Here is a 19,309-nt window from a genome sequence, read left to right as displayed (position 1 = left end):
CCTTCTCCTGCTGGGCGGCGAACAGGAGTTTTCTCAGGAATCCGACATCTCCACAGGTCAGCGGCAGCAGCGCCGGCCGGTCGGCGGCGCGGTGGTGGGCTGAGCCCGCCTCAGAGTTCGGCGGCGGCCTCGGCGATGAGTTCCAAGGACTCCCCTTCTCCCAGCGCCACCTCCTGCAACCGCGCGAACCGAGCCCCGCACTCCGCCGTCAGCCCCGGCTCCTCGACGTACTCCCCCTTCAGGAACGTCTCCAGGTACACCACATCCCCGTGCTGCCGATGCGGAAACCCCAGCAACGTGAACGGCGACCCCATCGCCGGATAAGCACCCGCCCCCAACGGCACCACCCGCACGCTCACCGTCTCCTGCTCCGACACCTCCATCAAATGCAGCAACTGCGCCTTCATCACCCGCGGCCCACCGATCACCTGCCGCAGCACCGCCTCCGGGAACACCACCCGCACCACCAACGGATCCCGATCACCCTGCCGCGTCGCCCACGCCTCCCGCACCATCGCCAACCGCGCCGTCCGCACCGGATCGTCACCCAGCAACACCGCGTTCGTATAACCGGGAAGCTGAAACACCGCAGGAACCAGATCCACCGTGAACGCCGAGAACGACGTCGCCTCGAACACCAGATTCGCGAAGTCCGCCGCCGGTTCGAACCGCACACCACCACCGGAACGCACACGCGCCTGTTCCGCGTACTGCGCGCGCAACACCACCGACTGCCATTCCGGCGTCGGCACCTTGTACACGTAGCCGAGCGCCATGATGTCCACCGCCGCCGACGGCTGCACCGCGTTCTCCATCATCGACAGCTTCGCGCTGCTGAAGCCCACCCGCTGGCCCGCCTCGGTCAGGCTCAGCTCGCGCTCCGCGCGCCACCCGGCCAGCTGCCGCCCGATGGCGCGTTCGAGCGTCGTGGCCCGGAAATCCTTCGGCATGACGCGAAGGATATGACCAATTCGGATTCCCGAAAGGGACGGGGAGCTGTGGATAACCCTTTAGCGGCAAGGAACTCCGTTAAAATGAGCCGTGCGTCGTTAAACGCTCGCACGGCCTATTCAGCTATTGCGCGCGCATGGGCACGCACGAGGTCGTGGAACCGGAACGCGTCATCGCCCACCTCGGTCAGCAACGACTTCTCGACCAGGTCGTCCAGCGCGTCCTCGACGTCGCACGCGGCCTCGCCCGCGATCTCCGCTGCCACCGGCACGCCGAACGCGTCCGGCTGCCAGGCGCACAACCGGTAGAGCCGCGCCTGCCGTTCCGGAAGCTCCACATAGGACCGATCGAGCAACGGCCCGAGCCGTCCGTCGTCGGTCAGCGGCCCGACCCGGATCTCCTGCCCCAGCCCCAGCGGCACGCGGCTCGTCACCAGCACGGTCCCGGACGCGGGCAGCAGCGGCGTCACCTGCTCGGCCGAGTCCGCGTTGTCCAGCAACAGGGTGAACTGCCGGCGCGCCACCAGGCTGCGGAACACGGCGGGATCGCCGGACAGTCCGAACGCCCGCAGCACGCGCCCCACGTCGTGCGCGGCCAGGTCCACGTACAGCTGACTGCCGGATCCCCTGTCCCGCAACCACTTCAGCGCCAGTGCCGTCTTGCCCGCCCCGGCCTCGCCGTGCAGCACCGTCACGCCCGGCCGGATCGACGCGAGTTCCGCGTCCCTGCCGACGAAGTGCCGCGGTGGCGCCGGCGGCCGGAAGCGCGGCGGCACGTCGTCGCGACCCCGGACGACCCCTGTGGCCTTGACGGCCAACACATCTCTCATCCCCGTACCTCCCCGAACACCTGAAGTTACGGTCTTTCCCCGGCTTTCATCAGACGGCCATCGAGTGATCGCACGTGAGCGCGGCGCCGGTCTTCGAGGTCGAGGACCGCACCTGGCGGCCGTTGACGATGATCTTGCACGTGAGTTCGCCGCGCACGCCCTCCAGCCGGATCACGACCCGGCCCTTGCGCTTGCCCCGCCGTTCGAACGGCAGGTCGGGGTTGCGCAGCGTGCGTTCGTCCTCGCCGGGGAACGTGTAGGTGAGCTTGTCGGTCGTGCCCGTTCCCTCCACCACCACGCGAATGCTGGGCGCTGCCGCACAGCCGGCGCTTCCGGCCAGCAGCAGGCCCACGAGTAAGGCAGCGGTCTTCATGTCCGAACTGTAGGAACAACGCCTGCGACGAAGCATCAGCCTGAAGGCTCTAGCGGTATCAGCCATCAGACTGACAACCGGCGGTCCTCAGCCAGCCTGAAGTGCCAGGAAGAGATCAACGCGAGCCTCGAACTCCGCCAGGTCGGTGCCCAGCAGCTCCTCGACGCGGCCCACCCGGTACCGCAGCGTGTTGACGTGCACGTGCAGCTTCGCGGCCGCCGCCGTCCACGAACCCGAGCTGTCGAGGAACACCTTCAGCGTGCCGACCAGGTCCGACCCGTGTTCGGCGTCGTAGTCCAGCACCGGACCGAGCAGGCGGCGGCGCAACGACGTGCGCAACTCCTCCGGCACACCCGCGAGCAGCAGCTGATGCAGTGCGATCTCCTCGCCTGCCACCACACACGTGCGCCCGCCACGGCGTTCTCCCAACCGACGCGCGTGCGTGGCTTCCTCCGCAGCACCACGCAATCCGCGCGAGGTGACCGGTGAGCTGATGCCGACGAGCACGCGCGACGAGCCGAGGCCCGGTTCCATCACGCGCATCGCGTCCCGCACGTCGTCGGGCACCGAATCGCCCGCCTTCGCCACCGCGTAGACCGTGTCGCCGACCGGGGTCACGAGCGCCTGCGGCAGCGCCTCCTCCAGCACGGCGGCGGCGAGGTCGCAGCGCTGGTCGGACGTGACGGCGCTGATCACCCGCAACTGCGCCCGTTCCAGACCTGCTGCCGCCAGCCGCGACTCGACGTCCGCCGAACCGCTCAGCACGGCGGCGACCAGGGGCGCGGCCGTGCGGTTCTCGATCTGCCGCCCCTGCGCCTCGCGCAGCCGTTCCAGGCCCACCAGCGACGCGAGTTCGGCGGCCGCTTCCGGCTGCACCGACCCGCCCACGACGAGGATCCAGCTCGTCAGCCGGTTGCCGCCGCGTTCGGAGACGGGCACCAGGGTCATGCCGCGCACCGTCTTCGGCAGCCGGTCGGCCTGCAGGAACTCCTTCACCAGCCCGACGCGGTCCGGCACTTCGCCGCCGCCCACCACCCGGCCGGTCGTCGAGAGCACCCAGCACGGCGCGTTCAGCTCGTGGCCGCCGGCGAGCAGGAGCGCGGGCAGACCGGAGCCCTCCGCCACGACGTTGAGCAGCCTGCGGTGCCGCGACAGCCCGACCAGTTCCATCGACACGCGTTCGGTGATGGTCGCGAACGAGAGGTCGACCGGCACCTCGAGCAACGGCACGTGGTGGCGGACGCACGCGTCGACGAGGTCGTCCGGCAGGTCCTTGTGGCCGGTGTCGGACGCGGCGAGCCCGGCCACGCGGGCGGACGCGAGCGAGCGGACGAACGTCTCGGAGTCCTGCGGGCCGTGGTGCCAGAGCAGGCCGGAGAGCACCAGTTCCCCGCCGGACAGGTACCGGCTGGGGTCGGGCAACTCCGTTCCGTACACACGGGTGACCGTGCGGTCGAGCTGGTCCTCACCGGTGTGCAGGCTCAGGCGCAGTTCCGGCATCTGCAGCAACGTCCGCAGCAACAACATGACAGGTCACTTTCGTCCATTCGTGTTTGTAGGAAAGCACAAATTCACGGGCTGTAGGAGCCTGACGATTCATGTAATGCGGCCGTAGCTCAGGGACACATGCGCTCTGTGTACTGGCTCACAACCAGATGGGAGGGCGAGTGACGATCTCCACGCACGTGCTGGACGCGGCCCGCGGCAGGCCGTTCGCCGGCATCGCCGTGTCGCTGCAACGGCGCGACGGCACCGAGGTGGCGAACGCCGAGACGAACGCCGACGGCCGGATCACCGGATGGGGTGAAGGTCTGGCGGCCGGGGTGTACCGGCTGGTGTTCGACACCGCCGAGGCGGCGCCGTTCTTCCCCGAGGTCGTGCTCACCTTCGACTACTCAGACCCGGCGCAGCACTACCACGTGCCGTTGTTGCTGTCGCCGTTCGCCTACTCCACCTACCGAGGTAGCTGACGATGGACTTCCTTCGACCGGAAACGCTCGCGGAGGCGTTGGAGCTCAAGGCCTCCCGGCCCGACGCCGTGCCGATCGCCGGCGGCACGGACGTCATGGTGGAGATGAACTACGACCACCGCAGGCCGTCCGCGCTGCTCGACCTCACCCGGATTCCCGAGCTCCAGCAGTGGAGCGACGGCCTGCGCGTCGGCGCCGGGGTGCCGTACGTGCGGATCATCGACGAACTCGGCGACCAGCTCCCCGGGCTGGCCATGGCCGCACGAACGGTCGGGTCGCCGCAGATCCGCAACCGCGGCACGGTCGGTGGCAACCTGGGCGCGGCCTCGCCCGCCGGGGACACGCACCCGGTGCTGCTGGCGTCCGGCGCGGTGATCGAGGTGGCGTCGGTGCGCGGCACCCGGATGATCCCCGCCGCCGAGTTCTACCTGGGTGTGAAGCGCAACGCGCTGGAGCCCGACGAGCTGATCACCGCCGTGCACCTCGAACCCGCTCCGGGGCCGCAGCAGTTCTCGAAGGTCGGCACTCGCAACGCCATGGTGATCGCGGTGTGCTCGTTCGGGATCTCGCTGTTCCCGCAGGAGAACCGCGTCGGCGCGGCCGTGGGTTCGGCGGCTCCGACGCCCCGGCACGCGGTCGACGCCGAGCAGTTCCTGGCCTCGGCGCTGGACTTCCGCAACCCCAGGCCGTTGCTCGACTCGGTGAAGCGCGAGTTCGGCGAACTGGTCTCGCAGGCCGCGTCGCCGATCGACGACGTGCGCGGGTCGGCGGCCTACCGCAAGCACGCACTCGCCGTGATGGCACGCAGGACCCTCGGCTGGGCCTGGCAGGAACTCTTGGACGGGGACAAGGCATGCGCGTGAACGTGACGGTCAACGGCGAGCAGCGCCAGGCCGACGACGTCTGGGAAGGCGAGTCGCTGCTGTTCATGCTGCGCGAACGGCTCGGCCTGCCCGGCTCGAAGAACGCCTGCGAGCAGGGCGAGTGCGGGTCGTGCACGGTGTACCTCGACAACGTGCCGGTGTGCGCGTGCCTGGTCGCCGCCGGTCAGGCGCAGGACCGCGAGGTGAAGACCGTCGAGGGTCTCGCCGACGGGGACGCGTTGGACCCCGTGCAGGAGGCGTTCGTCGAGGCGGGCGCGGTGCAGTGCGGGTTCTGCACGCCCGGTCTCGTGGTGCAGGCGCACGACCTGCTGGACCGCGTGCCGAACCCGTCCGACCCGGAGATCCGCGAGGCGCTCGCCGGGAACCTGTGCCGCTGCACGGGGTACGAGAAGATCCTGGACGCCGTGCGATTGGCGGCGTCGCGCCGATGATCGTCCTCGACCGCTGCGCGGTGTCCACTGTGGACGAGGCCGGGACCGAGCACGCGTCCGGGCACGTGGTGATCGACGGCGGCCGGATCGCCTCGGTCGGTGCGGGTCCGGCACCGCGGCCGTTCGACTCGCACACCTACGTCGACGCGTCGTCGTGCCTGGTCACGCCTGGCCTGATCAACACCCACCACCACCTCTACCAGTGGGCGACGCGCGGGCTCGCGACCGACGCCACCCTGTTCGAGTGGCTGACCACGCTGTACCCGGTGTGGCGCGGCCTGGACGACACGGTGACGCACGCGGCGGCTTCGGCGGGCCTGGCCCGGCTGGCGTTGACGGGCTGCACCCTGGCCGCCGACCACCACTACGTGTTCCCGTCCGGTGGCGGTGACGTGTTCGACGCGCTGGTGTCGGCCGGGCGCCGGATCGGCATCCGGCTCGAAGCGATCCGCGGCTCGATGGACCGCGGCCAGTCCCACGGCGGACTCCCGCCGGACAACCTGGTCGAGGACACCGAGGCCGCGTTGATCGCGACCGAGCAGGCCATCGGCGACTACCACTCGACCGCCGCCGACGCGCTGGTCCGGGTCGCCGTCGGGCCGTGCTCGCCGTTCTCGGTGTCGCGCGAACTGATGACCGGGGCCGCTGCACTGGCACGGCGTCATGACGTCCGGCTGCACACGCACCTCGCCGAGACGCTGGACGAGGAAGAGCAGTGCCAGGCGGAGAACGGCTGCACGCCGACCGAGTACGCGGAGCAGCTCGGCTGGCTCGGGCCGGACGTGTGGCTCGCGCACACCGTGCACCTCAACGCCGACGCGGTGAAGCGGCTCGGGGCCACCCGGACCGGCTCCGCGCACTGCCCCACGTCCAACGGCAGGCTCGGCACCGGCATCGCGCCCGTCCGCGACCTGCTGGACGCGGGCGCGCCGGTCGGCCTCGGCGTCGACGGGGCGGCGTCCAACGAGGACGGTGGCCTGGTCGTCGAGCTGCGGTCGGCGTTGTACCAGGCACGTCAGCGCGGCGGGCCGGGGGCGCTGGACGCCCGCAAGGCGTTGTGGATGGGCACGATGGGCGGCGCGCAGGTGCTGGGACGCTCGGACGCGCTGGGGTCGATCGAGCCCGGCAAGGTCGCCGACCTCGCGGTGTGGGACCTGTCCGGAATGGACTACGCGGGAATCGCGGACCCGGTGGCGGCACTGGTGCTCGGCACGCCCCCGCCGTTGAAACTGTTGATCGTGGGCGGAGAGGTCGTGGTGCGGGACGGCGTCCTGCTCACGGCGTCGACCGACGAGCTGGCGCGTGACCTCACCGCCGCCAGCACCAAGCTCCAGGAGGCAGCGCGATGACCCTCACTCCCGCCGAACTCACCTCCGCGGTGTCGGGTGGCATCGGGACGTCGCCGCAACGCCCGGACGGCAACCTCAAGGTGCGCGGCGAGTTCGCCTACGCGTCCGACCTGTGGCACGAGGACATGATCTGGGGCTCGACCCTGCGGTCACCGCACCCGTACGCGCGGATCACGTCGGTGGACATCACCGAGGCGTTGAAGGTGCCGGGCGTGTACGCGGTGCTGACGCACTCCGACGTGCCCGGTCGCAACCTGTACGGGCTGGAGCACAAGGACCAGCCGGTGCTCGCCGTGGACGTCGTGCGCTACCAGGGCGAGCCGATCGCGCTCGTCGGCGCCGACCACCCCGAGACCGCGCTGCGGGCGATGAAGAAGATCGTCGTGACCTACGACGTGCTGGAACCCGTGGTGGACATGGAGACCGCGGCCGACGACACCCCGTTGCACCCCGGCGGGAACCTGGTGCGGCACGTACCGATCCGGCGTGGTTCGCAGGACGTCACCGCCGACGTCGTGGTGACCGGGCGGTACGAGGTCGGCATGCAGGACCAGGCGTTCCTCGGGCCGGAGTCCGGACTCGCGGTGCCGGCGACCGACGGGTCGGTGGACCTGTACATCGCGACGCAGTGGCTGCACGTCGACCGCGACCAGATCGCGGCCGCCCTGGGGTTGCCGCAGGAGCAGGTGCGGCTGACGTTGTCCGGTGTCGGCGGGGCGTTCGGCGGGCGTGAGGACCTGTCGATGCAGGTGCACGCGTGCCTGCTGGCCCTGCACACCGGCAAGCCCGTGAAGATGGTCTACAACCGCGAGGAGTCGTTCTACGGGCACGTGCACCGGCACCCGGCCGTGCTGTACTACGAGCACGGCGCGGACCACACGGGCAAGCTCGTCTACGTCCGCACCCGGATGTACCTGGACGGCGGCGCTTACGCGTCCTCCACGCCCGCTGTCGTGGCGAACGCGGCGACTCTCGGCGTCGGGCCGTACGAGGTCGACAACGTGACGGTGGACTGTTACGGCGTCTACACGAACAACCCGCCGTGCGGTGCGATGCGCGGATTCGGTGCTGTGCAGGCGGGTTTCGCCTACGAGTCCCAGATGGACAAGCTGGCCGAGGCGCTGGGCATGTCGCCCGTGGACGTCCGGGTGCGGAACGCGATGACCGAGGGTTCCGTGATGCCGACCGGCCAGGTCGTCGACTCGGCCGCGCCCGTCGCGCAGCTGCTGAAGCTGGTGCAGGACAAGCCGTTGCCCGCAGGCACGTCGTCGGACATCCGCGAACTCCCCGGTGGCGTCTCGAACACGACGCACGGCGAGGGTGTCGTCCGTGGTGTCGGGTACGCCGTCGGCATCAAGAACATCTGCTTCTCCGAGGGCTACGACGACTATTCGACCGCTCGGGTGCGCGTCTCGATGGTCAACGGCTCGCTGGCCGCCGCCGTGCACACCGCGGCGTGCGAGGTCGGCCAGGGCCTGGTGACGATCATGCAGCAGATCGTGCGGACCGAACTCGGCATCGAGCGCGTGACCGTGCTGCCGATGGACACCACGATCGGCAACGGCGGCTCGACGTCGGCGTCGCGCCAGACGTACGTCACCGGTGGCGCGGTGAAGGCTGCTTGTGCTCTCGTCAAGTCGCGTTTGGACGGTCGTGTGGACATCGGCGACGAGGTCATCGACGAGACGACCGAGTGGCGGCACCGCGCCACCGAGGCGTTGGATCCCGAGACGGGCCAAGGCAACGCGCACGTCCAGTACGGTTTCGCCGCCCATCGCGCGGTGGTCGACGTGGACGTCGACCTCGGCCTGGTGCGCGTGGTTTCCCTGGACTGCGCTCAGGACGTGGGCCGCGCGTTGAACCCGCAGGCCGTGGTGGGCCAGATCCAGGGCGGCTCCGCCCAGGGTCTTGGCCTCGCGGTGATGGAGGAGATCCAGACCTCCGGCGGCAAGGTGCGCAACCCGTCGTTCACCGACTACCTCATCCCGACCGTGCTCGACATGCCCCCGATGAGCATCGACGTGCTCGAACTCGCCGACCCCCACGCGCCGTACGGCATCCGCGGCGTCGGCGAACCGCCCACCATCTCGTCGACCCCGGCGATCGTGGCGGCGATCCGCGCGGCGACCGGCCTGGCGCTCACCCGCGTCCCGGTCCGCCCGGAACACCTCACAGGTACCTGAGTTTTGGAGTTTGTTGCTGTGAACGCACATCTGCTCGCCACCATCGACCTCGCCACCCAGAACGTGGCCTCCGGTGGAGGCCCGTTCGGCGCGATGATCGTCCGCGACGGCGAGGTGATCGCCACCGGCGTGAACCAGGTGACGCCGACGCTGGACCCCACCGCGCACGCCGAGGTCGTCGCGATCCGCGCGGCCTGCCAGGTGCTCGGTGACTTCAGGTTGACCGGCTGCACGCTGATCTCGTCGTGCGAGCCGTGCCCGCTCTGCCTGTCCGCCGCGCTGTGGGCGCGAGTCGACAAGGTGATCTACGCGGCCGACCGTCACGACGCGGCGGCCGCCGGTTTCGACGACCGGGAGTTCTACGAGCTGTTCAGCAAGTCGCGCGACGACTGGGCACTCCCGGTACTTCAGGTCTCCACAGGCGAGGACAACGCCCCGTTCACAGCGTGGACGTCACTCGCGACTCGAATCGATTACTGACGGCCAAAAGCCTGTCTAGCTGACCGGAGCTTGCACTTGCTTAAACGCGTTCCGGCGTTGGAACGCGCCCACCGGCATGGGAAAGGCCGTCCTCCATGACCCAGTTGCGGAGCCGACAATCGACGTCGGCCCTCGATCAGTTCTTCCGCATCACCGACCGCGGCAGCACGTTAGGCCGTGAAGTGCGCGGTGGCATCACGACGTTCGTCGCGATGTCGTACATCGTGCTGCTGAACCCGTTGATCCTCGGCGCGTCCGCGGACATCACCGGCGCCAAGCTCACCATCGCCGAGATCACCACCGCCACGGCACTGGCCGCCGGCGTGATGACCGTCCTCATGGGACTCGTCGGCAACGCACCCCTCGCCATCGCCGCCGGGCTCGGCGTCAACGGCGTGGTGGCCTTCCAGATGGCGCCCGAGATGACGTGGGCGCAGGCCTTCGGTCTCGTGGTGCTGGAAGGCATCTGCATCGTGATCATGGCCGTCTCCGGGGTCCGCGAGCGGATCATCAACGCGATCCCGGAGCCGTTGAAGATCGCCATCACCGTCGGCATCGGCCTCTACATCGCGTTGGTGGGGCTGGTTTCCGCCGGTTTCGTGACCCGCACGCCCGACGCCGCGCACTCGACGGTGCCGGTGCGGATGGGGATCGACGGCCACCTGAGCGGCTGGCCGATCGCGATCTTCTGCCTCGGTCTGCTGCTGATGATCGTGCTGATGGCGCGGGGCGTGCCCGGTGCCGTGCTGATCAGCATCGTGGTGGCCACGCTCGTCGCGATCGGCGTGAACGCGGCGTTCGACGTGCAGGGCTGGGGGCTCGTCACGCCGACGCTGCCCTCGTCGGTGGTGAGTTCGCCGGACTTCGGGTTGTTCGGGCGCGTGGACCTGTTCGGCGGCTTCGTGTCGGCGGGCGTGATCGCGGCGACGATCTTCCTGTTCACGCTGGTGCTGTCCGGGTTCTTCGACGCGATGGGCACGATCACGTCCGTCGCCGAGGAGGCCGGGCTGCGCAAGGACGGCAAGGTCGAGGGGATGGGCAAGATCCTCATGGTCGACGGTGCCGGCGCGATCGCCGGTGGCGTCACGGGGTCCGCCCCGAACACGGTGTTCCTGGAGTCGGCCGCGGGCGTTGGCGAAGGCGCCCGTACCGGCCTGGCCTCGGTGGTGACCGGCGGGCTCTTCCTGGTGGCGTTGCTCTTCACGCCGCTCGCGACGGTCGTGCCCGCCCAGGCGGCGGCGCCCGCGCTGGTGGTGATCGGCGGCCTGATGATGACCCAGATCCGCCGAATCCCTTGGCAGGAAACGGATTACACGATCCCCGTCTTCCTGACCATCGCCATCATCCCGTTCACGTACTCCATCACCAACGGCATCGGCGCCGGCCTCGTGTCGTTCGTCGTGCTGCGCGTCTGCAAGGGCCGCTGGCCCGGCTGGCTGATGACCGGCCTGGCGCTGATGTTCGCCGTGTACTTCGCGGTGGACCTGATCAGCGGCAAGTGACCGCCGGGGCTCGGCCGGGCGGCCACCCGGCCGAGCCCCACTTCATTGGAGGACCTCCATGCGTGACCTGGCACCGACCTTGCTGTCGTGGGACCGGTTCGCGGTCGCGTCGGTCGTCGCCGTGCGGGGCAGCGCGCCCCGCCCGGTCGGCGCGGCGATGGCCGTGGGACCGACCGGCGAGGTGATCGGCAGCGTGTCCGGCGGCTGCGTGGAGGCCGAGGTCTACGACCTGGCCGGCCAGGTGCTGGTTTCAGGAGTTCCCACGCTCGCGTCGTTCGGCTACTCCGACGACACCGCCTTCGCCGTCGGCCTGACCTGCGGCGGCTCGCTGGACGTGCTCGTGCAACGCGACACCCCGTCGTTGCGCGCGGCCCTGTCGGCTTCGGTGGCGGGTTTTCCGGTTTCCGTGCGGTTCGAGGCCGAGGGGTCCGTGTTCACCGAGTCGTGGCTGCCGCCGCCCCGCCTGCTGGTGTTCGGCGCCATCGACCACGCCGCCGCCGTGGCCGAGATAGGCCGCTTCCTCGGCTATCACGTGACCGTGTGCGACGCACGCCCCGTGTTCGCCACCTCAGCCCGTTTCCCTGCGGCTCACTCAGTCGTCGTCGACTGGCCACACCGCTACCTGGCCTCCACACACACAGACGCGTCCACCGCCGTCGTAGTGCTCACCCACGACCCGAAGTTCGACATCCCCGTTCTGGTGGAAGCTCTCGCACGGCCGTTGGCGTTCGTAGGCGCGCTCGGCTCCCGCCGCACGCATCTGGAACGGCTGGAACGTCTCCGCTCGGAGGGCGTCCCCGAGTCGTCGCTGGCCCGGCTCCGCTCCCCCATCGGCCTCGACCTCGGCGGCCGCAGCCCGGCCGAAACGGCGGTGTCGATCGCGGCCGAACTCGTCGCCGTCCGGCACGGCGGCACCGGCCTGCCGCTGTCCGTGCTGTCCACCCCCATCCACCGAACCCTGGAGAGTCATGGCCCTGATCTTCCTCAACGGCGGCGGCATGAAGGACGGACCGCTGCACTCGCAGCTCCAGGGCACCCCGATGGTGTGCCGGGCGCGCAGTGCGGCCAAATACCGCTACTTCTCGGTGCGGGGGAAGTTCCCCGCGATGCACGAGTCAGGCTCGGCCTCGGTGGTAGGTGAGCTCTACGACCTGCCGTTGAAGATCCTGCGCGACCACCTGGTCCCCGCCGAGCCCGCCGAACTGGAGATCGGCGTCATCGAACTGGAGGACGGCAGCGCCGCCCTGGCCACCGTCCTGCGCGACGGCCTGGTCGACCCGTTGCTCCAATCGGGTGACATCCGAGACATCTCGTATCTGGGCGACTGGCGCGAGTTCCTACATCGCGAGGGGTGAGGGAAGCGGCACCGGGGGGATGCCGCCGGCAAGGGGGAGTTGCCGCAGGCGGCGGGACCAACCGAAGTGGTCCCGCCGCGGGTCCTTTTCCGGCCGTTTCTTCGGCTTCAGCGCCCTCGGCCCTTGAGCAGCCCGCGCTCGTACGCCACCGCGACGGCAGCGGCCCGATCCGACACCCCGAGCTTCGCGTAGACGTGCAGCAGATGCGTCTTCACCGTCGCCTCGCTGATGAACAAGGCCGCCGCCACCGCCCGGTTCGTGGACCCCTTGGCCACCAGCCCGAGCACGTCCAACTCGCGGGTCGACAACGGCTCCAGCGCGGGCTCCCGCACCTGCCCGAGCAACCGCGTCGCCACCGCAGGGGACAACACGGCCTCCCCGGCGTGCGCGGCCCGAATGGCCCGCTGCAACTCGTCGCGAGGCGTGTCCTTCAACAGGTACCCGGTAGCCCCGGCCTTGATGGCGGGCAACACGTCCCGATCCGTGTCGTAGGTCGTCAACACCAGCACCCGGCACGAATGCCCGCGCAGCCGTTCGATGGCGGACAGCCCGTCCGACCCGGGCATCCGCAGGTCCATCAACACGACGTCCGGCGACACGGCCGTCACCACCGCGACGGCCTCGTCCCCCGACGCCGCCTCACCGACGACCTCGAAGTCGGCCGCCGAGGCCAACATGCCGCGCAACCCGTCCCGCACCACGGGGTGGTCGTCCACGATCACCAACCGAATCACGCCGCCACCCCGCCGTGCCACCCGCACTCCACGCCTCGCACCGAGCCGTCCCACCTCGCTGCCACCCGCGTGGCCGTCACGCCGGCACCCTCGCCGAGATCGCCGTGCCCGACCCCGGCTCCGACTCCACGAAGAGCGCGCCGGACAGCCGGTGCACCCGGTGGCGCATCGCGGGCAGCCCGAACCCGTTGGACGGCCGCGTCAGGTCGAAGCCCACCCCGTCGTCGCGCACGTCCAGCGTCACCACGTCCTCCATGTACGACAGCGTCAGTCCCACCCTCGACGCCGACGCGTGCTTGGCCACGTTCGACAGCGCCTCCTGGGCGGTGCGCAGCAACGCGACCTCCACCTCCGGGTGCATCGTGCGCACGGCACCGGTCAGCGTGACCGAGACGGGCACGTTGGTAATGGTCGACCAGCCCGCGGCGACGTCGTCCAGGGCTTCGTGCAGGGCGGCCGAGTCGAGGGCCGGTGGGCGCAACGCGTGCACCGAGCGGCGGGCCTCGGTCAGGTTCGAGCGGGCCAGCTCGGTCGCCACGGCCACGCGGCGCTCCCAGTCGGCAGGGGTCGCCGCGGACAGTTGCGTGATGATGCCCGCCAGGCCCTGGGCGAGGGTGTCGTGGATCTCGCCCGCGAGGCGGTGGCGTTCGTCCTGCACGCCCGCCTCGTGGGCCTGCACCAGGAGTTGGGCGTGCAGGCCCTCGTTCTCGTCCAGCAGTTCCTTGCGCAGCCTGGATTGTTCTGTTGTCACGTGGCCCACGTAGGTGAAGGTGCACGCGAGCACGACGAAGACGAGCAGCAGCAGCCAGAACGCCGCCTGCGCGTCCCACGGGTAGCCGCCGAACAACGACAGCGTCGCCAGCACGGCCGTCAGCGCCACGACGATGAACATCCAGCGGCCGCGCAGCAGTTCGCTCGCGTAGACGTAGACCACGTAGGACACCGCGCCGAACCAGTGCTCCTGCAGGCCCAGCACCGCGTAGAACACGATCACGCCGCCGATGAACACGGCCATGAGGTCGGAACGCTTGTGCCACTCGGGATGCAGCGTGAACCACCACGTCATCCACGCGAAGCCGAACGCCACGACGCCGTAGGTGAACCAGCGCTCCGCCGCCGACTGCGTGGTGAAGATCGAGTACAACACCGTCGTCACGGTCAGCACGAAGTACGGGATCACGCGGGCGATCGAGACGAGCCTGCGCTCCCACCTGTCCAACGCGGCCATGTCCACGAGCTACTCCCAGCGGAACGTCTTGGCCGCGACGGTACCCGCCACGAGGCCCACGAGCCCCATGATCGCGAGATGCCTCCAATCCGGCGCGGCGCCGAGCCACGCCTGCTGCAGCGCCTCCACACCGGGAGGCGCGTACGAACCGATCGTCTGGATCACCGAGGGCAGCATGAACCGCGGCAGGTACACGCCGCCGAAGAACATCAGCAGCATGAACACCACCGTCGCCACGCCACCGGCCGCTCGCGCGGTGGGTGCCAGTGCGGCGATCACCAGCCCCAGCGCGAACGTGCTCGCGCCTCCCAGCACCACGGCACACGCCAGGCCGAGTGGATGGTGAGGCAGGTCGACGCCGAAAACGACGTACCCCACGACTATAAGCAGGAGCACCGACAAGATCGTCGCGACGAAGTTCACGATCATCTGCCCGACCAGCAACCGCCCGGGGTGCATCGGCGTCGTCGACAACCGGCGCAACACCCCCGTCTCGCGATACGTGGCCACCACGGCGGGCAGGCGCTGCAACCCGATGAACACCAACGTGAACACGACCAGAGCCGACAGGTAGCTGTCGATGAACCGCAGCCCGCCGAACTTCGGGTCAGGCTCCCGCAACATCGGAATCGCCCCCAGCACCAACAGCAGCACAGAAGGGAACACGATCGCGAACAACGAGTTCAGCCGATCGCGCACGAACAGTCGAGCCTCGATCTCAACGATCTTCCACATCACGACCCCCGGTGAGTTCGACGTACGCGTCATCCAGCGAGACCTGGTCGACCCGGAGCTGCCGCGCGACGACAGACCTCCGCGCCAGCAACGAGGTCACGGCGTGCACCAGGTCGTCAGACCCGGACACCACCACCTGCTCCCCCACCACGGAAACCGACGCGACCTCCGGCAACGCCTCCAGCAACGCCACGTCCAAAGCGCGCGACGGCACGAACCGCACCCGCGTCGCACCGTCCACTCGCGACACCAGCGCGGAGGGCGAGTCCAGAGCCACGATCCGGCCCTCGCGGAACACCGCCACCCGGTCGCAGAGCCGCTCGGCCTCCTCCATGAAGTGCGTGACCAGCACGATCGTCACGCCGGCCGCCCGCACCTCCTCGATCACCGACCACGTGTCCCGCCGCGCCTGCGGGTCGAGCCCGGTCGTCAGCTCGTCCAGAATCGCGATCCGCGGCGACCCGATCAGCGCCAGCGCGATCGACAACCGCTGCTTCAACCCACCCGACAGCTGCCCGAACTCGGCACGCAGGTGGTCACCCAGACCCAGCCGCCCGGACCAGTCGACCGGCGAGGGGTAGAACGACGAGAACAACTCCAGCGCCTCGCGGACCCGCATCCGCTCCGGCAGCGCCGAGGCCTGCAACTGCACGCCGATCGCCGCCCGCACGTCCCCCGGCGCCTGCCCCAGCACCGACACCGTCCCCGAATCCGGCGTCCGCAGCCCCGCCACGCACTCGACCGTCGTCGTCTTGCCCGCCCCGTTCGGTCCGAGCACCCCGAAGATCTCCCCCTCGGCGACCTCGAACGACACGGAGTCCACGGCGACACGAGGCCCGTACCTCTTGCCCAGATCGCGCACTTCGATGATTGCCATGCCTCCAGCCTCGAAGACCGCGCGCGAAAGATCATCGAACAACGAGCGCGACCGGGATCAACCGATCGGTTGATGCTCGGCGTCGTTCTCGAGCGCGACGGCCCGCAACGCCCCCGCCAGCCGCAGCACCGGCTCCGGCGCCGAACCCGGCAGCCGCGCCAGCAGAATCCGCCGCTGTTCGGCGGGCCCGCCCCGCACGGACATGATCCGCACCCCGGCGGGCAGCACCGCCTCCAGCGCGGCGGGTGCCGTCGTGATCCCGAACCCCGCCGCGACCAGGTGCAGCTTCGCGAGCCAGTCCCGCGCGGTGTGCGCGACGACGGGCCGTTCGTCGAGCCCCGGCCACACCCCCATCGTCAACTGGTCGCCGGGCCCGGCGATCCAGGCCTGTCCCCGCAGGTCCGCGATGTCGATGAAGTCGTTGCGCGCCAACGGATGCGACGACGGCACAGCGATGCGCAGGCTGCGTTCGACCAGGGTCTCGATCTCCAGCGCCGGGATCTCGTCGTCCGGAGCGCGGAACGGCGGCTGCGACCCGAGCACCGCGACGTCCAGCGTCCCCGCCCGCAACGCCCTCACCAACGCCGGTGAGCTGCCCTCGCGCGTGACGACCGTGATCGACGGATGCGTCCGCCTCAACGCCAGCAACGCCTGCGGCACGAGCCAGGCGCCACCGGTCGCGAACCACCCGAGGCGCACGGTGCTGGCGTCCTCGTCCGGCAGCCCGGCCAACTCCCGTGCACCCGCATCGACCTGATCGACCACCACGGCCGCACGCCGCAACACGAGCCGACCGGCCGCCGTGAGCCGCACGCCGTCATGGCGCCGTTCCAGCAACGTGGCCCCGGCGGCCTTCTCCAGAGCGGCGATCTGCCGCGACACCGCCGACTGCGTGTACCCCAGCGCGGACGCCGCCGCCGTCAACGTGCCCCGCTCGGCCACCTCGCGGAACACCCGCAGCGCGACCAGCGACGCGTCACTCAGAGCCATGACAGATCCGCATATCCCCGATACCAAACTCTCGCTACCCGCATACCTCCGACGAGCCTAACGTCGAAGACGTGATGAAGACAGAGTTCGGTTTCACCAGCACTGCACTCGAGGTCAGCGAGGGCGTCGACCTCACCGGCAAGCGCGCCGTGGTCACCGGCGGGTCCTCCGGCATCGGCGTCGAGACCGCCCGCGCCCTCGCCGCGAGGGGCGCCGAGGTCACCCTGGCCGTCCGCGACACAGAGGCCGGCGAGAAGACCGCGCAGGACATCGGCGGGAACGTCCACGTCGCGCGGCTCGACCTCACCGACCTGGCGTCCGTCGAGGCGTTCGCGAACGCCTGGACCGGCCCGTTGCACGTCCTCGTCGACAACGCGGGCGTCATGGCCAGCCCGGAGCAGCACACCGAGCAGGGGTGGGAGTGGCAGTTCGCCACCAACCACCTCGGGCACTTCGCCCTCGCCACGAGCCTGCACGGCGCGCTCAAGGCAGCGGGCAACGCGCGCATCGTCTCCCTCTCCTCCACCGGCCACATGATCTCGCCCGTGGTGTTCGACGACGTCCACTACGCGTTCCGCCCGTACGACCCGTGGAGCGCGTACGGCCAGAGCAAGACCGCGAACGTCCTGTTCGCCGTCGAGGCCACGCGCCGATGGGCAGCAGACGGCATCACGGCCAACGCCGTCATGCCCGGCGCGATCCTCACCAACCTCCAGCGCCACACCGGGGGCCAGGGCAGCGGCACCATGCCCGCCGCGCTCCTCAAGACCCCGGAGCAGGGCGCCGCGACGTCCGTCCTGGTCGCCACCTCGCCGTTGCTCGAAGGCATCGGCGGCCGCTACTTCAACGACTGCAACGAGGCCCAGACCGTCGACCGCCGCGGCGAACTCCCGCGCCTGCAGGGCGTCGCCCGCTACGCCCTCGACCCGGAAGCCGCCGAACGCCTCTGGACGTACTCCGAGAACCTGCTGGAGAAGGCATGACCGTCGCACTGGTCACCGGGGCCACCCAGGGCCTCGGACTCGCCCTCGTCGAGGGCCTCGCCCAACGCCTGACGCCCGCCGACACCGTCTACCTGACCGGCCGGGACATCAACAAGATCACCGAAGCGGTGCAGTCGATGCCGGGTGGTGGCGCCGAGGTCCGCGGCGAGGTCCTGGACGTCGCGGACCCCGGGGCAGCCGCGAAACTGGCCGCACAACTGGAAGAACGCCACGGCGGCATCGACGTCGTCTTCGGCAACGCGGTCATGCGCGTCGGCCCCGACGACGACCCGAGGGACGTCGTCAACGCCTACACCGAGGTCAACAACTTCGGCACCACCAGGCTGCTCAGGGCGTTCACACCGATCCTGAACGACAGCGGCAGCCTGATCGTCGTGGCGAGCACGCTCGGCACCCTCCACCACCTCGCACCCGTGCTGCACAACAGGTTCACCACTCCGTCCACTCTGGACGAAATGGACGCGCAGGTCGCCCGCTGGCGCGACGAGGTGAAGGACGGCCGCGCGAAATCCGGTGCGTGGCCGGGATTCGTGAACATCCCGTCCAAGATCGGTCAGGTCGCCGCCGTGCGCGTGCTCGCGCGCGAACGCCGCGAATCCGATCTGGCCAGGGGAATCCTGCTCGCGTCGGTGTGTCCCGGCATGATCAACACGCCGACGTCCGCGCTGTGGTGGGACGTCAGCACCGCGCCCACCCCGGCCCAGGCCGCGACGGCGTTGCTGGACCTCGCCCTGAGCCCGCTCGATCCCGCCCAATACGGCGAACTCGTCCGCCACGGCGAGGTGCTCCCGTTCAGCTGATGGGCTTGTCCAGCCCGTGCACCACCTGGTCGAGCAATGTCCGGATGACCGCCTCGTTGTGCTCGCTGCGCCCCGGCGTGATCATCCGCGACGTCGCCTCGACCATGGCGTGCACCAGCATCGCCCGCAGCTGAGCCCGTTCCACCCCGGCGGTCTTGAACACCCCGACCAGCGGCGCCAGCAGCCGTTCGTGCTCGGAACGGATCTGCTCGCGGGCCGCGTCCGGCAACGTGTGCGCGGACAACGCCACCACCGCGCCGTGGCTGCCGTCGGTGATGATCGCGAGCTCGGTGCGCAGGTACGCCTCGATCTTCGCGGGCACCGAGGCCGCGCCGTTGACCGCGTCCTCCAGCTTGTCCGCCCACTCCGGCAGCGCGTCCGAAACGATCGCGGCGACCAGTTCCTCCCGCGAGCGGAAGTACTCGTAGAGGCTCGGCCGCGACAGCCCGACCCGTCTGGCCAGCGACGCGAGCGTCAGCGCCTCCGCTCCCTCGGACGCGACGATGTCCCGGCCGGCGTCCAGGAGGGCGCGCAGCCGGTTCGCGCGATGCTCGGCAACGGTGTCTGCGCTGATCCTCGGCACATCGGGATCGTATCGCGCTTGATTTCCCGACGGGGAGTTGGAATAGTTCCC

At 70.0% G+C, this 19,309-nt stretch carries 20 protein-coding genes and 1 pseudogene; 11 read left to right on the top strand and 10 right to left on the bottom strand.

The genetic code is table 11. The features are described from left to right. Positions 1-110 precede the first annotated feature (110 nt). The 4 genes from JNUCC0626_RS49015 to JNUCC0626_RS49000 form a co-directional block, all read right to left on the bottom strand. The gene (locus JNUCC0626_RS49015; RefSeq protein WP_394617446.1) at positions 111-950 is read right to left on the bottom strand and encodes a Scr1 family TA system antitoxin-like transcriptional regulator; all 840 of its coding nucleotides are present in this window, start codon (positions 948-950) and stop codon (positions 111-113) included. A 116-nt stretch (positions 951-1,066) separates the two neighbouring features. Then, positions 1,067-1,780, bottom strand: coding sequence for a hypothetical protein (locus tag JNUCC0626_RS49010; RefSeq protein WP_394617445.1), 714 nt, complete (start codon positions 1,778-1,780; stop codon positions 1,067-1,069). 49 nt (positions 1,781-1,829) lie between these two features. After that, positions 1,830-2,153: a hypothetical protein gene (locus JNUCC0626_RS49005; RefSeq protein ID WP_394617444.1), complete on the bottom strand. Its 324-nt coding sequence runs from the start codon at positions 2,151-2,153 to the stop codon at positions 1,830-1,832. 87 nt (positions 2,154-2,240) lie between these two features. After that, positions 2,241-3,680: a PucR family transcriptional regulator gene (locus tag JNUCC0626_RS49000; RefSeq protein WP_394617443.1), complete on the bottom strand. Its 1,440-nt coding sequence runs from the start codon at positions 3,678-3,680 to the stop codon at positions 2,241-2,243. Positions 3,681-3,808: 128 nt separating this feature from the next. On the opposite strand from JNUCC0626_RS49000, the gene uraH reads away from it, so the two are divergent. The 9 genes and pseudogenes from uraH to JNUCC0626_RS48955 all read left to right on the top strand — a co-directional run bounded on the left by uraH (position 3,809) and on the right by JNUCC0626_RS48955 (position 12,307). Further along, complete coding sequence (gene uraH, locus JNUCC0626_RS48995; RefSeq protein WP_285641054.1) at positions 3,809-4,123, top strand: hydroxyisourate hydrolase; 315 nt, start codon at positions 3,809-3,811, stop codon at positions 4,121-4,123. Between the two features lie 2 nt (positions 4,124-4,125). Further along, positions 4,126-4,986 carry an FAD binding domain-containing protein gene (locus JNUCC0626_RS48990; RefSeq protein ID WP_394617442.1) on the top strand — a complete coding sequence of 287 codons (861 nt, stop codon included), beginning with the start codon at positions 4,126-4,128 and terminating at the stop codon, positions 4,984-4,986. Next, positions 4,977-5,438, top strand: coding sequence for a (2Fe-2S)-binding protein (locus tag JNUCC0626_RS48985; protein ID WP_394617441.1), 462 nt, complete (start codon positions 4,977-4,979; stop codon positions 5,436-5,438). The genes JNUCC0626_RS48990 and JNUCC0626_RS48985 overlap by 10 nt, the downstream gene beginning before the upstream one ends. After that, positions 5,435-6,787, top strand: coding sequence for an 8-oxoguanine deaminase (locus JNUCC0626_RS48980; RefSeq protein ID WP_394617440.1), 1,353 nt, complete (start codon positions 5,435-5,437; stop codon positions 6,785-6,787). Before JNUCC0626_RS48985 ends, JNUCC0626_RS48980 begins: the two co-directional genes overlap by 4 nt. Continuing rightward, on the top strand, positions 6,784-8,970 hold the full coding sequence (locus tag JNUCC0626_RS48975) for a molybdopterin cofactor-binding domain-containing protein (protein WP_394617439.1): 2,187 nt from the start codon (positions 6,784-6,786) through the stop codon (positions 8,968-8,970). Before JNUCC0626_RS48980 ends, JNUCC0626_RS48975 begins: the two co-directional genes overlap by 4 nt. A gap of 18 nt (positions 8,971-8,988) precedes the next feature. Further along, positions 8,989-9,450, top strand: a complete 462-nt coding sequence (locus tag JNUCC0626_RS48970; RefSeq protein WP_394617438.1) for a nucleoside deaminase — start codon at positions 8,989-8,991, stop codon at positions 9,448-9,450. 95 nt (positions 9,451-9,545) lie between these two features. Continuing rightward, the gene (locus JNUCC0626_RS48965) at positions 9,546-10,952 is read left to right on the top strand and encodes an NCS2 family permease (protein ID WP_394617437.1); all 1,407 of its coding nucleotides are present in this window, start codon (positions 9,546-9,548) and stop codon (positions 10,950-10,952) included. A gap of 58 nt (positions 10,953-11,010) precedes the next feature. Then, positions 11,011-11,907, top strand: a pseudogene (locus JNUCC0626_RS48960) (XdhC family protein); the annotation flags it as partial. A gap of 13 nt (positions 11,908-11,920) precedes the next feature. Further along, entirely contained in the window at positions 11,921-12,307 is a 387-nt protein-coding gene (locus tag JNUCC0626_RS48955) for an allophanate hydrolase-related protein (RefSeq protein ID WP_394617436.1), read from the top strand. 107 nt (positions 12,308-12,414) lie between these two features. On the opposite strand, the gene JNUCC0626_RS48950 is transcribed toward JNUCC0626_RS48955, so the two are convergent. The 5 genes from JNUCC0626_RS48950 to JNUCC0626_RS48930 form a co-directional block, all read right to left on the bottom strand. Further along, positions 12,415-13,041, bottom strand: coding sequence for a response regulator (locus JNUCC0626_RS48950; RefSeq protein ID WP_394617435.1), 627 nt, complete (start codon positions 13,039-13,041; stop codon positions 12,415-12,417). Positions 13,042-13,117: 76 nt separating this feature from the next. Then, positions 13,118-14,269, bottom strand: a complete 1,152-nt coding sequence (locus JNUCC0626_RS48945; protein WP_394622266.1) for a sensor histidine kinase — start codon at positions 14,267-14,269, stop codon at positions 13,118-13,120. 9 nt (positions 14,270-14,278) lie between these two features. Continuing rightward, on the bottom strand, positions 14,279-15,004 hold the full coding sequence (locus JNUCC0626_RS48940) for an ABC transporter permease (RefSeq protein ID WP_394617434.1): 726 nt from the start codon (positions 15,002-15,004) through the stop codon (positions 14,279-14,281). Further along, positions 14,988-15,881: an ABC transporter ATP-binding protein gene (locus JNUCC0626_RS48935; RefSeq protein ID WP_394617433.1), complete on the bottom strand. Its 894-nt coding sequence runs from the start codon at positions 15,879-15,881 to the stop codon at positions 14,988-14,990. Before JNUCC0626_RS48935 ends, JNUCC0626_RS48940 begins: the two co-directional genes overlap by 17 nt. Before the next feature lie 57 nt (positions 15,882-15,938). Further along, complete coding sequence (locus JNUCC0626_RS48930; RefSeq protein WP_394617432.1) at positions 15,939-16,871, bottom strand: LysR family transcriptional regulator; 933 nt, start codon at positions 16,869-16,871, stop codon at positions 15,939-15,941. Between the two features lie 74 nt (positions 16,872-16,945). Here JNUCC0626_RS48930 and JNUCC0626_RS48925 point away from each other — a divergent pair, with 74 nt between their 5' ends. Further along, positions 16,946-17,854 (top strand): SDR family NAD(P)-dependent oxidoreductase, encoded by a 909-nt coding sequence (locus tag JNUCC0626_RS48925; protein WP_394622265.1) that lies wholly within the window; start codon positions 16,946-16,948, stop codon positions 17,852-17,854. Continuing rightward, positions 17,851-18,675 (top strand): SDR family NAD(P)-dependent oxidoreductase, encoded by an 825-nt coding sequence (locus JNUCC0626_RS48920; RefSeq protein WP_394617431.1) that lies wholly within the window; start codon positions 17,851-17,853, stop codon positions 18,673-18,675. Before JNUCC0626_RS48925 ends, JNUCC0626_RS48920 begins: the two co-directional genes overlap by 4 nt. On the opposite strand, the gene JNUCC0626_RS48915 is transcribed toward JNUCC0626_RS48920, so the two are convergent. Further along, complete coding sequence (locus JNUCC0626_RS48915) at positions 18,668-19,258, bottom strand: TetR/AcrR family transcriptional regulator (RefSeq protein WP_394617430.1); 591 nt, start codon at positions 19,256-19,258, stop codon at positions 18,668-18,670. The genes JNUCC0626_RS48920 and JNUCC0626_RS48915 overlap by 8 nt on opposite strands. Positions 19,259-19,309 lie beyond the last annotated feature (51 nt).

Source organism: Lentzea sp. JNUCC 0626, assembly GCF_043632865.1.
In the GTDB taxonomy this organism is placed as follows: domain Bacteria; phylum Actinomycetota; class Actinomycetes; order Mycobacteriales; family Pseudonocardiaceae; genus Lentzea.
Note: the sequence above shows the minus strand (reverse complement) of the source record. Positions and strands in the feature narration are given on the sequence as shown.

Coding starts and splice junctions, on each gene's coding strand:
- JNUCC0626_RS49015 (WP_394617446.1), bottom strand. CDS start 950: ATGCCGAAGGATTTCCGGGCCACGACGCTCGAACGCGCCATCGGGCGG.
- JNUCC0626_RS49010 (WP_394617445.1), bottom strand. CDS start 1,780: ATGAGAGATGTGTTGGCCGTCAAGGCCACAGGGGTCGTCCGGGGTCGC.
- JNUCC0626_RS49005 (WP_394617444.1), bottom strand. CDS start 2,153: ATGAAGACCGCTGCCTTACTCGTGGGCCTGCTGCTGGCCGGAAGCGCC.
- JNUCC0626_RS49000 (WP_394617443.1), bottom strand. CDS start 3,680: ATGTTGTTGCTGCGGACGTTGCTGCAGATGCCGGAACTGCGCCTGAGC.
- uraH (WP_285641054.1), top strand. CDS start 3,809: ATGGGAGGGCGAGTGACGATCTCCACGCACGTGCTGGACGCGGCCCGC.
- JNUCC0626_RS48990 (WP_394617442.1), top strand. CDS start 4,126: ATGGACTTCCTTCGACCGGAAACGCTCGCGGAGGCGTTGGAGCTCAAG.
- JNUCC0626_RS48985 (WP_394617441.1), top strand. CDS start 4,977: ATGCGCGTGAACGTGACGGTCAACGGCGAGCAGCGCCAGGCCGACGAC.
- JNUCC0626_RS48980 (WP_394617440.1), top strand. CDS start 5,435: ATGATCGTCCTCGACCGCTGCGCGGTGTCCACTGTGGACGAGGCCGGG.
- JNUCC0626_RS48975 (WP_394617439.1), top strand. CDS start 6,784: ATGACCCTCACTCCCGCCGAACTCACCTCCGCGGTGTCGGGTGGCATC.
- JNUCC0626_RS48965 (WP_394617437.1), top strand. CDS start 9,546: ATGACCCAGTTGCGGAGCCGACAATCGACGTCGGCCCTCGATCAGTTC.
- JNUCC0626_RS48955 (WP_394617436.1), top strand. CDS start 11,921: ATGGCCCTGATCTTCCTCAACGGCGGCGGCATGAAGGACGGACCGCTG.
- JNUCC0626_RS48945 (WP_394622266.1), bottom strand. CDS start 14,269: ATGGCCGCGTTGGACAGGTGGGAGCGCAGGCTCGTCTCGATCGCCCGC.
- JNUCC0626_RS48940 (WP_394617434.1), bottom strand. CDS start 15,004: ATGTGGAAGATCGTTGAGATCGAGGCTCGACTGTTCGTGCGCGATCGG.
- JNUCC0626_RS48935 (WP_394617433.1), bottom strand. CDS start 15,881: ATGGCAATCATCGAAGTGCGCGATCTGGGCAAGAGGTACGGGCCTCGT.
- JNUCC0626_RS48930 (WP_394617432.1), bottom strand. CDS start 16,871: ATGGCTCTGAGTGACGCGTCGCTGGTCGCGCTGCGGGTGTTCCGCGAG.
- JNUCC0626_RS48925 (WP_394622265.1), top strand. CDS start 16,946: ATGAAGACAGAGTTCGGTTTCACCAGCACTGCACTCGAGGTCAGCGAG.
- JNUCC0626_RS48920 (WP_394617431.1), top strand. CDS start 17,851: ATGACCGTCGCACTGGTCACCGGGGCCACCCAGGGCCTCGGACTCGCC.